The following is a 13,747-nucleotide window of genomic DNA, read 5'->3' as shown; positions in this document are numbered from 1 at the left end:
GTACTTTATTTCTCTCTTCGAGAATGGGTATAATTCAGTTAAAATAGGACTCCTAGGTGATGGAGAACATGAAAAGCTTAATAACGATTGTTTTTATTCTATTCAAGATAAATTTTGCTCTAGCTCAGGATCAGGGTGAACGTATCCTCATTGGCCTCAGTGCAGCATCCCCTCCTTACATAATGAAAGATCGCCGCTCAGGCTATGAAATAGAGATTATTAGGGAAATTTTTGAACGCCATAAATACAAAGTCGACTTCTTCTTTGCTCCTAATAAACGCATTATCGAGAAATTCGCCCAGAAAAACCTTGATGCTATCGTCAATATTGATAATGACTTTATTCGCAAAGCGACACCAACAAAAGTCTATCCTTCGGAGACATTAGTAACATTTAAAAATATTGTCATAACAATGAAAGGAAAAAAGCTTAAAGACCTCAACTCTCTCTTAGGTAAAAGGGTTTTAGGCTTTCAAAATGCTCGGGTTTTACTTGGTAAAGACTTTAAAAAGCTATCTTCTCAACTAAAGTATTACAATGAAACAACAAACCAAGAAACTCAAGTTATGATGCTTTTAAGAGGTCGCATCGACGTAGCAATAAGTGATCAAGGTATTTTTAACTATTTTGCGAAGCTTCATTTAAAAGATAAAAAAGTATCTGACCATTTTGATTTCCATCCTTTCTTTGGACAGAGTCCTAGATCAATTATTTTTCATTCAAAGAAATTACAAGAAATATTCAATTCTGAGCTTCAAAAACTCAAGAACGAAGGTATAATCAGAGACCTAAATGAGAAGTATTCGATTCATTAGGCAAGTTCCGTGGTTAAAACAGAAAAAAGCATCCTTATTGTAGATCCAAAAGTTCAAAGGCGCGATATGCTCGCTTCACGCTTTCGTATTCATGGATATGCTGTTGATTTAGCTAATAGTGGCTTTCATGCCCTAAGCCTTATTGAGAACGTTGATTATAAATCTGTTGTTATCATTGGTAATCCTCACGAAATGGCCGGAATAGAAATTGCCAGTTTAATTCGAGACATGATTCCAAAGTCTCAATTGCAAATCATTATGGTAAGCCATAAATCCCATCAGGAAGATGTTCTTGAAGCCTATAAACTAGGTGTAAATGAATACCTTCTTTATGATGACAAAATTTTTAGACTACTCTTTGATAAAATTGAAACTTACTCTCCAACTGAAAAGATTAGTCGAGAGTTCCTCTCTGAGGAACAATTTACAGAGGCCAATGAAACGGCCGAAAAAATTGATGCTCAAAGAGGAAAAAAGTAATCAATATTCGTAATTCTCTTTAGCTTCTATCTTCTTCACTATCGTCCATCCCATTGCACCAAGAAAAGCAGAGATGATCGGACTTAAGATGTTGAAAAAGCAAAACGGTAGATACGTTAGTGTCGACACTCCAAGTACCCCACTATTATAGGCTCCACCCGTATTCCAAGGAACGAGAACAGATGTCACTGTTCCAGCATCCTCTAAAGCACGTGAAAGGTTCTTAGGGTGTAGATTGAACTTGTCATATGATTTCTTAAACATTTTACCAGGAACAACAATCGCCAAATATTGATCACATGCTGTCATATTGAAAAAGAGACAACTCGCAAGAGTTGAACCCACAAGACCTCCGACAGATCGTACAGACTGAAGGATCTTCGTTGAAATCGTCTCCAACATTCCCGTCGCATCGAGAGCTCCACCAAAGATCATGGCACAGAAGATAAGCCAGACGGTTTTAAGCATACTGTACATTCCACCTCTAGAAAGAAGCTTATTCAAAATTTCTCCACCAGAGTTCATTTCAAAACCACTAATAGCAACCTCTAAAACATACTTCACAATGTCGTGTACATTTGTTCCACCAAATTTGTGGATAACTTGAATTTGAAAAATAAAAGTTAAGATTACTGCTCCAAATATTCCAACAAATAGTGCAGGAAGAGCCGATGTCTTCTTATAAACGAGAAAAACAACGACAGCAGGAACGACAAATAGCAAAGGTGTGATTGTAAAGTTAGCCTCTAGGCCAGTAAGAACTGAAGCAATTTGAGCACTTTCAGTATTTGAGGCATTTTGAAAAAATCCAATGATTGAAAAAAGAATCAAACTGATAACAATGGCCGGACCTGAAGTATACATCATATGTCTAATGTGAGTGAAGAGATCTGTTCCGGCCATGGCTGGCGCCAAATTCGTCGTATCAGAAAGTGGAGACATTTTATCACCAAAGTAAGCTCCAGAGATAATAGCTCCAGCAATCATTCCCTCAGAGATTCCCATTGCTTCACCAATGGCCATAAGAGCAACACCAATGGTACCTGTTGTCGACCAGCTACTACCTGTTGCTAATGAAACAAGAGCGCAAACGAGACAACTGACAGCAAGGAAAACGGATGGGTGAATGAGCTTTAGTCCATAATAAATCATCGTTGGTACGATCCCAGACAGAATCCAAATACTTATTAACGTTCCAACAACAAGTAGAATTAAAAGAGCTTGAAGGGAGACTCCTACCGAGTCTAAAACTTTCTTCTCTATTTCTTTATAATCAATTTTTAAATAAAAATGGCCAATGACAATTGTAAAGGCTGAAGCGATCAGAAGAGCTAATTGATTCGCGCCTCCAGTGGCTTCATCTCCAAAGAGAATAATATTTATAACAAGTAGCCCTAATAGAAAAAGGACCGGTAAGAATGATACCGTCATCGAAGGTCTTCGCATTAATAATATCCAGTGATGTTAGAGTTTAAAAAAGTTTTCAAGAGGCTCATCAGAGCTCAACCATCTTAAAAAGGCTGCATCGCGCTTTAATGATAGATCTAAAAATCTTTGTGAGAAGTCTACCATAGTTCTCATCTTATCAACAACTAGCGTTGAGTTGAAGAGTCGAAACTCAACAGTACCATGACGCCCACTATAGGCAACTGGCCCTCTTATCATCTCTATCTTCTTAGAAAAACGTGAAGCATTTAACTTTGGCTGCCCTAATGACTCAAGAGTTTCAATTTGCTTTGTTATTAAATATGGCTGAACTAAACGAGTTTTACTCGGTTCAAAGTAGCTCATGATTCTTTTTTCTGCCAATTGGTAGTCTTTTAAAAAACTGACATAGTCCTCTAAAGTAATATCGGGAGCATCGAGATGAATGTGAATTCCACCTTCTTCTGGATATTCTTTCAATGTCTTAGAAAGAACAAATTGAACTAGATCTTCGAACTCTTCTCTATCTAGTGGCTTATCTAAAATAGGACTTGTAATCTCAATTCCCAAATGATTTGTAGGTGTTCTCGCGAGAGATTCATCAAATTTAACTTCTAACTTACCACCAAATCGAAGTTCAATTGTATAGAACTTTTCATTCTCTTTACTATAAAGAGTTTTTGGATAGAGCTCCTGCTCATCATAAGGACGAATATCTTCTATTGGAACAGATGATTGCGTACCATGATCATAAACAACAGCGTGCTTCCCCCTCTTAGAATAAAACTCCTTAATGAGATCAGCGACAACTTTATAAGTATTAACACTAGGGTTTTCAATCATTCCCTCTATTTCAATTCCCGTCTTACGATACTCATTTAAAGCAGTAAGCTTAGTTTTCCTTGGAAACCCAAGAAAATCTCTATCGAAGTCTGATAGTCCTCCATCTTTGATTCTATAAACATAGAAGTCAGCTTCATGATCAGTCATGTTGAGTTTTTTTGCTAATTGACTACTTCCAAGAAATAGACGAATGTCTTTTTTTGGCCATTGCTTCATTTGAGAGTGGATTGCCTCAAGTTCCTCAAATTCAACTGCTTGATCAAATTGATACAAAAGATCTTTTTGATCTTCAGTTAACTCTCGGTTGCTAATGAAGAAGTCTTTTAAAATCTGCGTACACGATTCAAACTTTGAAGTGAAGGAAGATGGACTTCTTTGTACCGTAGTCGTACTTTGACAGCTAATAATGAGAAATAGAACAACAGCGAGAGATAGTTTCATAATGTTTTTATCGGTTATTCTCATGGTTCTCTACACTTAAAAATTTTGTCAATTTAATAGACAAGTGTTCGCGCAAAAACGTTTAGAATTCAAACGATAATAGAATTTCAATATCTTAATTGTCTAAATCATTGGCACAAATATTGTAATAAGTTCATCAATTCTTGGAGGACTTATGAAAAAACCATTTCTAGCAATGGGCTTTATGGCCTTAATGTTTACCCTATCGCCAAACGATGTCCAAATAAACGACATGTACTCTCAAGTGAGAGCTCCTGCATCGACGGCCATTCATATTGATGTTTTGAAATTTGAAAATCTAGAAGACACTAAAAAGTATTTTTCTCGAGTCAGCGCAGATATTGCTGAAATTAAGAAATACCAAGATTCGATTAACCAGTCCGATGAGTCTGAAGAAGTTAAACAAATAGGACTTAAAGATATTAAACAAAAGCTACAACTCATTAAAGAAAATATAGAAAGAGCAATGCTTAATGATACTCCAATTCGTGAAGTGGATAGAAAAGAAATTGTTCTCGCTAAGAATGATATCCTCAAGCAAATTGAAGCTCTCGATATTGATAAAGACCTCAAAGAGGTCGACTCTAAGGTCGCTGATCAACAAAAAGAAGATAAGAAATCAAGGCAAGAAGTAAAAGAGCAACAAGGTTCAAACGTCGTGACAAATTGTCAAAAAGACCTGAATCAATCTCTTAATGATCTTGCTTTAAAGATAGATGAAATTCTTGAAAGTAAAACAGGACTTATGAGCTTATTAAGCTACATGATGCCAAGAACGAATGGTCACCTTTTTACAAAGCAGAATGTCGTTCAATCAAACCAAACTCTCTTTAGGGGTCAAAGTATAATGGGAACCCTGATGTATCAAGCAATGATGTTTCAAAGTTTTATGGGTCTTAATAACCAATCTCTTAATACAAATCGATCTCCAAGCCAGGAACAATATCCTCAAGGCTTCGATTTTAGACATAATGGAAATAATATCCAAGTTGAGCAGACACCACCAAATGGACAGCAGACAACAAATATAATTCCGAGAAACCCTCGCTTTAAAGCAGAAGTAGAAGTATTTTCAGTAAAGTAGTTAACTATTTTACATTTTCATACCTCCCCCAAGTAAAGCCTAGAGTGAAAGCTCTAGGCCTTTATTAAATTGTTTACTTTTTAAACGGCCACTGTAATTCATACAAATTCCAATCAATTTAAAATTCTAAATAATTGATATGTCGATCAAGCTTTTGGCACTCCCTTTGCAACTTAAATTATACACAAACTGGGGAGTTTAATTATGAAAACAAAAACAACACTTGGTCTTTTATCAATGGCCATTCTTTCAACAACTTTTTTTAGCGCTAATGTCTCTGCAAAAATGTCAGATTGCCAAGATCGACAACCTGCAAGTTTAATTTTGACCGGCGTTCAACTTTACAAGTTTTCAAAGTCTGAAAAAGCGCAAGAACTTAAAGAAGCTCTTGCTTCTAAAGTAAGCGAGTATCACGAAAAGTTTTCGAAACAAAAAGAGGCTCAAGATGAGAGTGGTCCTCAAGAAATTATCTCACCTAAAGAATCCAACGAAGTAGAAAATGTTGTCGCTAGTGCCCAACATATTGTCGACGATCTCGAAGGAAAAAAAGAACTAGGACACGAAGTCTCTAAAGAAGAGAAAGAAGCTGCAGAAGAAATTGCACAAAAAAAATCAGAACTCGAAATAGAACTCGAGTCCCTAAAAGAAGAATTAGCTAATAAAGACACACAAGTTAAGTGTTATAAAGATAAGCAATCAGACCTTGAAGCAGAAGTAGAAAAACTAATTTCTAAGAATAAAGAGATCGCTCTTAGAATGAGTAAGCTTGAAGAAAAGAAACAAGAGAAAAAATCAGATGATAAAGTAAAAGTAGAGACCGAGAAAAAGAGAGAACCGTCGGCCCAAGCGATGGCCATTGCAAAGTTACTTCTTGGTATGCAAATGCAGGCTCAACCTCAACAGCAAATTCAGCAACCAATTCAAGGACCTTACTCAAATATGACAGTCATCCCTAAAGTTGATTGGGGGATGCAAAATGATAACAGTAATATGATGCAAATGATGATGTTTAGTATGCAACTTCAAATGCTAAACAACATGCAAAGTAATAATTCATCTCGCATGGTTGATATGTATGCAAATCCTAATAGTTTCATTCAAAGACCTTCAGGATATGCAACTGATTCCTATATGGGAGAACTTCCCTACTCAGTACATTCAACGAGTATGATGATGTATAACGGAGCTCAAAACCCAATGAATACAGCTTCAGAACAGCCTCCTCAAGGTTTCAACTTTTCTAGATTTCCAGCAAATTCCAAAGTAATTTGGTAAAATACTTAATGGCCGAATTCCCCAGTCGGCCATTACTTTTTCCGGCAAATTTTTCCTTTTTTCCTAATTTTTTTTTTCAAACTATCGACAAGATTTTTATCTAGGGATTCTTTCAAGGGATTGAGGGAGTACTATGCAATGGAGGCAGTTTGTCAAAAAGGACTTAATTATGAAACAAGAAGTTAACCTCAGAACAGCAACAAGAGTTTTAATTAAAAAATGCCACTCATGTGGACATATGATGGAATCAACGAGAGAAATTGAAAAGTGCAATTGCTGCAACAAGTCTTTTCTCCCAAGTAACTATTTTTCCAAAGTTCATGCAAAGAATAGCGAAGAGTTTAGAAACCTCTTTTGCCATATTGACGAGATGCACGAAGAAGACCTAGTTAAAGGGATTTCAGTTATCTGGTAAGCGACTTAGTTTCGCTTACCAAGCCCCTTCAATCATGCTAGTCTAGGCCGCATGAGCCTAGATACAAATACGACAACTTCACAACAATTTTCACCAGTAATTCAAAGACTTTTTCAAAAAAGGTCAATGGGACCAAAAGAGATTGAAGAATTTCTTTCATGGGATCTTAAAGCACTTCCCAACCTCACTGATATGCAGGATATGGAAGTTACTTCTAAGCGAATTATTGAGGCCCTTGATAATAATGAAACGATCGGAATATATGGAGACTACGACGTAGACGGTACAACCTCTTGCGCTCTTTTCTACCATTTCTTCAAAATGCTTGGTACTGAGTGCCAGCTCATTCAACCAAGTCGTTTCATTGAAGGTTATGGTATTCACCCACCTTCAATTGATAGTGCCATTGAAAAGGGAATTAATCTCCTCATTACTGTCGACTGCGGAATTACCAATAATGAAGCGGCCGATTATGCAAAAGAGAAAGGTTTAGATCTCATCATTACTGATCACCATAAGGACGCCAGAGATGAAATGCCTAAAGCATACTCGGTCGTTAACCCAAATAGAAGAGATGAACCTAAGGACTCTCCCCTTAGAGCTCTTGCCGGTGTTACAGTTGCTTTTGCCGTTTGTGTAAAAGTAAGAGAGGACCTAATAAAAAGAGGAAATAAAGTTCCTTCTCTCTACCCACTCCTTCAATTTGCTGCCATTGGTACCATTTGTGACTTAGCAAAATTAAACTCAGCCAATTTGAAGATTGTTCGCCATGGACTGCTTCAAATTAAAAATACAAACTACGAAGGAATTAAAGCATTCTTCACTCCAGAAGAAAGAAAGCGCCCCCTTGTTCCAAGCGAGAAACTGTCATTTAATATCGGTCCACTCATTAATTCAAAGGGCCGTCTTGATCACCCTGAAGCAGCACTAAAACTTCTTATTTCTGATAATCACAAAGAAGCCTTTGAACTTTATAATCAACTCGACATTTGTAATAGAGAAAGAAAGATCATTCAAAATGAAGTCTTCCAAGAGGCCAAAGATCAGGTTCTTGATTCAATGAGAGATGGAGAGCACCTCATTAGTATTGTCTACGCTCCTCACTTTCATGAGGGAGTAATAGGAATTGTTGCCTCTAAACTCGTTGAGACTTTTAAAGTTCCAGCAATAGTTTTCTCAGACAGCGAAAATGAAGGGATTATCAAGGCCTCAGCAAGAAGTGCAGGAGACCTTAATCTCTTTGACTGTCTTAATGAAAATAGTGAATTGTTTATTAAGTTTGGTGGTCACAAGGCCGCTGCCGGACTCTCTATGCCAAAAGAAAACCTCGATACTTTCAAAGAAAGAATGGTTGCTCTTCTTAGAGATATTCCAGCTATCGAGAGAACTCAGCAAGATTATTATGATGTAGAAATCAAGCCACATGAAGTTACTCCTCAACTTATTAGAGAACTTGATAAGCTTGAACCATTCGGGATGGGAAATTCAAAACCTATTTTCAAAATGAAAGGTTTCAGACTAGATACCTATGATCTTCTTAAAGATGTTCACGTACGATGGAATTTTCAATCTCTCGATAAAAAAATGAGACTGAAAGGTATCAGTTTTAACTATATTGGAAAGTGGGGTCTTCAAACTCCAGAGGAACTCTTTCGCCTTCAAGAGCAAGGAGAGGAGCTTACTGTCTACTTCACTCTTGGATTCAATTACTTTAACGGTAATCAATACATTCAATTAATGGTTGATAAAGTTGTGGCAGGAGATTTTTAATGAAAGCACTTTTAACTCTAGCCTTCATTTTATCTTTTAACTCAATGGCCTCTCTTATCCCAAAAAACGACTTGAGAATTCCTTCGACTGAGAAATCTCAGGCCTTAGATGAAGGAACTTTTAATAAGATTATTGATCAAATCGAAGCAATCTATGGACCTCATATCTTAAAACATGAAGGCTACCCACTAATTGTAAAGAGACTCTGGGACAATGATCGAGTCAATGCCTACTCAAAAAAGAATACTGATCAAAATAAAAAGATTGTCAGCTACGAAATAGGAGCTTTCGGCGGTCTAGCTCGATATCAACATACAACAGAAGATTCATTTAAACTTGTTCTATGCCATGAGATCGGACACCTCATTGGAGGAGCCCCTACTTGGAAACCTTTTAGTCAAGCAAGTTCAGAAGGACAGGCCGACTACTTCTCGACAATGAAGTGTTTTAAAAGGTTAGAAAAACATTCAAATAACAAAGCGATTATTGAAGGATTTGATATCCCTTCCCTTGGGAAGGACAAATGTAAGGCAGTTTATAAGAATAAAGCTGATTACTTTCTTTGCCTAAGACAGATCAAGGCAATTGAAGAAATATCTTATACCTTTGCCGATCTTTCAGGACTTTCAACAAGACCACAACTCGATACACCAGATCCCTATGTGAGGATGTTTATCTTATTTAACGACTACCCAAACCCACAATGTAGAGTTGATACTCTCTTTGCTGGAACTTTATGTAATGTGGCCAATGACGATCACCTATCCCTTAAGCTTTACAACTTAGGAATGTGTACGGACTATAGCGGCCATGAGTATGGGCTTCGTCCAAAATGTTGGTATGTAGAAAGAGAAGAAGATAAAAAGTAGTCTCCATAAGAGACTACTTTTTTCTATATGATTATTCTGGTCTGATAACTGTTAGTTTTTCCATCACAACATCGTAAACAGGCTTGTCCATCATTGCTGTTTTAGTTGTTCCGATTTCATTTACTGTCTCCATTCCATCAATGACTTTACCAAATACAGTATGGCGTCCATCTAGGTGTGGAGTTGGACCAAGTGTAATAAAGAATTGAGATCCATTTGTTCCTGGACCTGCGTTGGCCATTGAAAGAATACCAGCTGACTCGTGACGTAATTCAGGAAGGCATTCATCTTCAAAACGGTATCCAGGGCCACCCATTCCATTTCCATCTGGGCATCCACCTTGAATAACAAAACCACTGATAACACGGTGAAAAGTTAGACCATCGTAAAAAGGCCCTTCCTTTTTTGTCTCTTGTCTACCTTCAGCAAGATTGATGAAATTCCAAACTGTTTCTGGACATTCTTTAGCGTATAGCTCAGCTGTAAAATCTCCCATATTCGTTTGAAATTTTACCTGAATTCTCTCTAGGTCTTCTTTGTAATCTGATTTCTTAGTTCCACCTAAACCAAACATAAATACTCCTCTTATAATTTTAACTTTCTAAAATAGAAATTTTTCTTCGCTGTAATTGAGCTTGGTAAGCTCTTCCCGTAAAAATAAACCTGCTTTCCTTTAAAAAAAGAATCAACTTCTATAAAAGGAGAAAGACCCATCTCACCTTCAGAACTATATGGGCTCATCATTTCATAAGTTAGCATTTCATATGAGCCAATATCGAGTCCCCTTCTCTTAATGAAGTTAACTAAATCCACTCGCGCCATACAAAGCGAAACAAAAACAGGATAACCTTTTGTCAGTTCTCCACCCTTCAATTTATTTTTTAACTTAGCAATTTTTTTACTATCACCCAATAGCTCATCAATCCAAATAAGATGAACTCTCTTATAACGAGGCATCTTAAAAAGTAGGCTTCCCGCATGGATTTTATCCGAAACTTCATAGAAGAATCTTTCCGCATCTTTAAATGGAATGAAGTCGAGATTACTTAAAGACATTGAAGACCAGATGCGAGAATTATAATGTAATTGAAACTGAGTTATCTGAGAGTAATTTAAATTAAAACTACTCATCATTTTTGAGTAGTCTAAATATCGCATGCTCCTAGCACGTCTACAACTTCCCTCAACAGAGTTATTTGCCCACTTAGGAAGAATTGGAAGGAAATAGGAAACAACCCCTGTTCCGACAAAGTATTCCTCTAAATTGCGCCTTTCTAAGGCCCTTGTCTCATCACTCTTCTCTTGCGTCGATGTACAGCTAACAAGAGAGAAAAGTAAGAGCGCCGATATTATTTTTTTCATGCTCGACTAAAGAACTTTAAAATATCTTTTTCAATCAAATCGATATCTTTAAGTCCATCCTCCAAACTATAGCGATCATTATGTGCTCTCTTTGTTGCACCGATTATGTAAAAACCACTTTCAGAAGTTTCTGCCTTTTCAGATAAAGGGTACTTTCTCATCTCATCATATTTCGTGAGAAGTCCTTTAAAAAGCGTTGGCTCTTTAAAATGACCAGTCGCTACCAGAATCGTGTCTGCTGCGAGAGTAACCATTTCTTTTTCAGGATTATAATCCTCTCTAAAAGGACTCATTTCAAGAGTTACAAAGAGCCCCTCCCTATCGAGAAGACGATCTAAAGCTGAAACGTTATAGCCAGTTAAGAAGTTGATCTGTGATCTAGGTTCAACAGGCTGAGTTTTTTTTGCTTTAATATGTGCTTCTAAATCTCTCCAGTGATGAAGATCTTTTTCAAATTGAATAATCTTTTCTCTTAATTTCTCTCGATTTCTCTCAACAACACCAAGAGCTTTTTTAAAAATGCCCTTTCCACTTTCGTTTTTAGAGAGTTTTTCAAAGATTGTTGTTTCTGTCGTTACAAGAGAAAGTGAATGCGAATCATCTTCCAACCAACTCTCTAGTCCAACGAGCCAAGCAGCGGCAGTTTCACCAGAGCCAATGAGCACAAGATTTTTTGAATTCTTTTTAATTTCATCTAATTTTAAAAGAGCTTTTGCCCCATAATAAATTGGATTCTCTTCTTTCAAATTCTTTTCATTAAGTGCAAAGCTAGCTGATGCTCCCATCGGGTAAGGAGAATGGAAAACTCCAGTAGCATCAATAACAATATCAAAATCTTCAAAGGCCTCAACAGACTTTTCAAGAGATTTCAAAACGTCCTCTCCTAATTGCTTGAATGCCTCTGGATTTGCTTGTGCTTGTTCTAAAATATTTTCTTTAGGATCTACAGAGTAGATTACTCTAAAAAGATCATGCATTCTCGATTTATCTTGAACCGACTCGTCTAAACTCAAAAAGCGCTTATGCACTCTTTCAACCTTAGCTTTTTTAATCACAAGATTGAGTGTCGGATCATGGAGAAGCTTTTCTAGATACTCTTCACTGTACTGTCCTAAAGTGACTTCACCTTGAAGTGTCGCACCAGAAATTTCACGCCCTCTTCTAGTCGAGACCTTTTCAAAGTCAGAATGAACAACGACATCAGAAAAATTATCTTTCAATTTATAAATGAGCCCTCCAGGAATTTCATCCATAAAGAGAGTAACGGCTGCACCAAGATTTTCAAAATGAATGGCCGCTTCAAGTCCTAAGGGGCCACTACCAATAATTGCAATTTTCATAGGCTTAGACTACTACCACGACTCACTCATTCTTAAAAGAAAAGACCCGCTTATTAGCGGGCCCTCTATTGAAAAATGTTTTATTTTTTTAAAGAAAATATGTTTTCACATCGCCTTTATCAATGGCCGAGTGCTCTGCAAATGAGTACATAAAATTGATGAAGTTTCTCATTGCATCGAATGAAGGAAGAGACTTATCAAACTCACATCCGTAGTGCATATAAGTTTGTCCATCTGAATCGACAAACTCTTTACCATAACGAATATTAACGATTACAGGAATATACGAATGTTTCGTAAAATACATTCTCATCTTAATTTCAAAGTCGTCGTTGAATTTCTTATCTTTATTGAAGTTCCAAGGGATTTGGAATAGACATCCATCTTGTGAAATATCAATAAGTTCAACTGGATATACTGTTTCATGGGCATCGATCACTGTGTATGCGCCCAAGAAGTTTTGGAACAAGAGACGCTCAAAAGATCTTCTCTTCTTCTCAATTGTTTCTTCTCTTTTTTTCTGGAAATTTAATACGTTTTCAGACATTCATAGCTCCCGTATAAAACCTTAGTCTACTTCTAGGATCTTATCGGACAAAGAAAGAAAATCTTTAAGAAAAAATGCAACAGATTACGAGTACTTATCGCTTTTTTGCCAATGTGTCGTCTCTGAGATTTCCTCTAAAAATCGGCAATAAGAATCAAGTCTCGAATGAACGAGAGAGCCCTTTTCAGAGTCTGGAGCAAGGTCTTGTTTCCAAAAACGGCAACCCTTAGCAGAAGGCTCATGAGAGCAATCATTAAACTTGCAGTGAACTGCATACTCTTCAAGATCTGGGAATAAGCTCAGAAGGTCTTCACTTGTAATATCATCAAGTGAGAAAGAACGAATCCCTGGAGAATCTATCAGTTCAAAATTATGACAATCAATAATTTCAGACCAAGTTGTCGTGTGAGATCCCTTCCCAACTTTTCCAACTTTCTTGGTCTTAAGCTCCACTTCTCCTTCAGAGAGGGCCGTAATTGTCTGGCTCTTTCCAACTCCAGACTGTCCTAAAAAGACAGAAGTTTTACCAGAGAGATACTCTTTTAAATCTCTATAGCCTTTTTCTAGGTATTGAGGCTCGTAGGCACTTTGTTTAGCACTAATTTCAAAACACTTCACATTGAGATCTTTTAACCGTTCTTGCTCAAATTGGAGGTCGAACTCTTTGCTATTGTATTCATCCATTTTATTAAAAATGACAATGGGCTCGACTTGCCATTGAAAGGCCCTTACAAGGAAGCGATCGACAATTCCTCTTTTATATTGAGGTTTTGATACTGAGGTTAAGATAACAATTGTATCAACATTGGAAGCCGTGACTTTCTTCTTTCCTTCGCGAATGAGAATTCGAAAGATTTCACTACTTCTTTCATAGAGGCTACTGATGACATACTCTTTTGTCTCTTCAATCATCTCAACTTCGACATAGTCCCCAACAACAATGCTCTCACCTTTTTTAAGTAAATTCCCTAAAGCTTTGGCCTGAACAAGTTCTTTGGTTTCGAGTAATCTACAAGTAAATTCTCTCTTAGCTGATTTGTATACGCGAGCTTTTGCCACT

At 37.0% G+C, this 13,747-nt stretch carries 14 protein-coding genes; 7 read left to right on the top strand and 7 right to left on the bottom strand.

The window, feature by feature from the left end:
• Positions 1-68 precede the first annotated feature (68 nt).
• Positions 69-815, top strand: coding sequence for a substrate-binding periplasmic protein (locus HBN50_RS00400; protein ID WP_273867034.1), 747 nt, complete (start codon positions 69-71; stop codon positions 813-815).
• A gap of 9 nt (positions 816-824) precedes the next feature.
• On the top strand, positions 825-1,295 hold the full coding sequence (locus tag HBN50_RS00395; RefSeq protein WP_273867033.1) for a response regulator: 471 nt from the start codon (positions 825-827) through the stop codon (positions 1,293-1,295).
• Here HBN50_RS00395 and nhaC read toward each other — a convergent pair whose 3' ends face one another.
• Positions 1,296-2,741 (bottom strand): Na+/H+ antiporter NhaC, encoded by a 1,446-nt coding sequence (gene nhaC / locus HBN50_RS00390; RefSeq protein WP_273867032.1) that lies wholly within the window; start codon positions 2,739-2,741, stop codon positions 1,296-1,298.
• Positions 2,742-2,759: 18 nt separating this feature from the next.
• Entirely contained in the window at positions 2,760-4,004 is a 1,245-nt protein-coding gene (locus tag HBN50_RS00385) for an amidoligase family protein (RefSeq protein ID WP_273867031.1), read from the bottom strand.
• A gap of 175 nt (positions 4,005-4,179) precedes the next feature.
• Between HBN50_RS00385 and HBN50_RS00380 the strand changes: the two genes are divergently transcribed.
• From HBN50_RS00380 to HBN50_RS00360, 5 genes are all read left to right on the top strand, one after another.
• Positions 4,180-5,109 (top strand): hypothetical protein, encoded by a 930-nt coding sequence (locus tag HBN50_RS00380; protein WP_273867029.1) that lies wholly within the window; start codon positions 4,180-4,182, stop codon positions 5,107-5,109.
• Positions 5,110-5,313: 204 nt separating this feature from the next.
• Positions 5,314-6,384: a hypothetical protein gene (locus HBN50_RS00375; protein WP_273867028.1), complete on the top strand. Its 1,071-nt coding sequence runs from the start codon at positions 5,314-5,316 to the stop codon at positions 6,382-6,384.
• A 169-nt stretch (positions 6,385-6,553) separates the two neighbouring features.
• Positions 6,554-6,799, top strand: coding sequence for a hypothetical protein (locus tag HBN50_RS00370; RefSeq protein ID WP_273867026.1), 246 nt, complete (start codon positions 6,554-6,556; stop codon positions 6,797-6,799).
• A 51-nt stretch (positions 6,800-6,850) separates the two neighbouring features.
• The gene (recJ, locus tag HBN50_RS00365; RefSeq protein ID WP_273867025.1) at positions 6,851-8,569 is read left to right on the top strand and encodes a single-stranded-DNA-specific exonuclease RecJ; all 1,719 of its coding nucleotides are present in this window, start codon (positions 6,851-6,853) and stop codon (positions 8,567-8,569) included.
• Entirely contained in the window at positions 8,569-9,438 is an 870-nt protein-coding gene (locus HBN50_RS00360; protein ID WP_273867023.1) for a hypothetical protein, read from the top strand. The genes recJ and HBN50_RS00360 overlap by 1 nt, the downstream gene beginning before the upstream one ends.
• 31 nt (positions 9,439-9,469) lie before the next feature.
• On the opposite strand, the gene HBN50_RS00355 is transcribed toward HBN50_RS00360, so the two are convergent.
• The 5 genes from HBN50_RS00355 to rsgA form a co-directional block, all read right to left on the bottom strand.
• A complete protein-coding gene (locus HBN50_RS00355) occupies positions 9,470-10,012 on the bottom strand; it encodes a peptidylprolyl isomerase (protein WP_273867022.1) in 543 nt (180 codons plus the stop codon).
• A gap of 11 nt (positions 10,013-10,023) precedes the next feature.
• A complete protein-coding gene (locus HBN50_RS00350; protein ID WP_273867020.1) occupies positions 10,024-10,800 on the bottom strand; it encodes a hypothetical protein in 777 nt (258 codons plus the stop codon).
• Positions 10,797-12,140, bottom strand: a complete 1,344-nt coding sequence (locus HBN50_RS00345; RefSeq protein WP_273867019.1) for a hypothetical protein — start codon at positions 12,138-12,140, stop codon at positions 10,797-10,799. Before HBN50_RS00345 ends, HBN50_RS00350 begins: the two co-directional genes overlap by 4 nt.
• 88 nt (positions 12,141-12,228) lie before the next feature.
• Positions 12,229-12,687 carry a PilZ domain-containing protein gene (locus HBN50_RS00340; RefSeq protein WP_273867017.1) on the bottom strand — a complete coding sequence of 153 codons (459 nt, stop codon included), beginning with the start codon at positions 12,685-12,687 and terminating at the stop codon, positions 12,229-12,231.
• Positions 12,688-12,771: 84 nt separating this feature from the next.
• The gene (gene rsgA, locus HBN50_RS00335; RefSeq protein WP_273867016.1) at positions 12,772-13,746 is read right to left on the bottom strand and encodes a ribosome small subunit-dependent GTPase A; all 975 of its coding nucleotides are present in this window, start codon (positions 13,744-13,746) and stop codon (positions 12,772-12,774) included.
• Between the last annotated feature and the right edge of the window lies 1 nt (position 13,747).

The sequence above is a fragment of the Halobacteriovorax sp. GB3 genome (assembly GCF_028649655.1).
Taxonomy (GTDB): Bacteria; Bdellovibrionota; Bacteriovoracia; order Bacteriovoracales; family Bacteriovoracaceae; genus BSW11-IV.
Note: the sequence above shows the minus strand (reverse complement) of the source record. Positions and strands in the feature narration are given on the sequence as shown.

What these genes read in the sequence shown, in the direction of transcription:
- HBN50_RS00400 (WP_273867034.1), top strand. Translation starts at nt 69, where the DNA reads ATGAAAAGCTTAATAACGATTGTTTTTATTCTATTCAAGATAAATTTT.
- nhaC (WP_273867032.1), bottom strand. Translation starts at nt 2,741, where the DNA reads ATGCGAAGACCTTCGATGACGGTATCATTCTTACCGGTCCTTTTTCTA.
- HBN50_RS00385 (WP_273867031.1), bottom strand. Translation starts at nt 4,004, where the DNA reads ATGAAACTATCTCTCGCTGTTGTTCTATTTCTCATTATTAGCTGTCAA.
- HBN50_RS00380 (WP_273867029.1), top strand. Translation starts at nt 4,180, where the DNA reads ATGAAAAAACCATTTCTAGCAATGGGCTTTATGGCCTTAATGTTTACC.
- HBN50_RS00375 (WP_273867028.1), top strand. Translation starts at nt 5,314, where the DNA reads ATGAAAACAAAAACAACACTTGGTCTTTTATCAATGGCCATTCTTTCA.
- HBN50_RS00370 (WP_273867026.1), top strand. Translation starts at nt 6,554, where the DNA reads ATGAAACAAGAAGTTAACCTCAGAACAGCAACAAGAGTTTTAATTAAA.
- recJ (WP_273867025.1), top strand. Translation starts at nt 6,851, where the DNA reads ATGAGCCTAGATACAAATACGACAACTTCACAACAATTTTCACCAGTA.
- HBN50_RS00360 (WP_273867023.1), top strand. Translation starts at nt 8,569, where the DNA reads ATGAAAGCACTTTTAACTCTAGCCTTCATTTTATCTTTTAACTCAATG.
- HBN50_RS00355 (WP_273867022.1), bottom strand. Translation starts at nt 10,012, where the DNA reads ATGTTTGGTTTAGGTGGAACTAAGAAATCAGATTACAAAGAAGACCTA.
- HBN50_RS00350 (WP_273867020.1), bottom strand. Translation starts at nt 10,800, where the DNA reads ATGAAAAAAATAATATCGGCGCTCTTACTTTTCTCTCTTGTTAGCTGT.
- HBN50_RS00345 (WP_273867019.1), bottom strand. Translation starts at nt 12,140, where the DNA reads ATGAAAATTGCAATTATTGGTAGTGGCCCCTTAGGACTTGAAGCGGCC.
- HBN50_RS00340 (WP_273867017.1), bottom strand. Translation starts at nt 12,687, where the DNA reads ATGTCTGAAAACGTATTAAATTTCCAGAAAAAAAGAGAAGAAACAATT.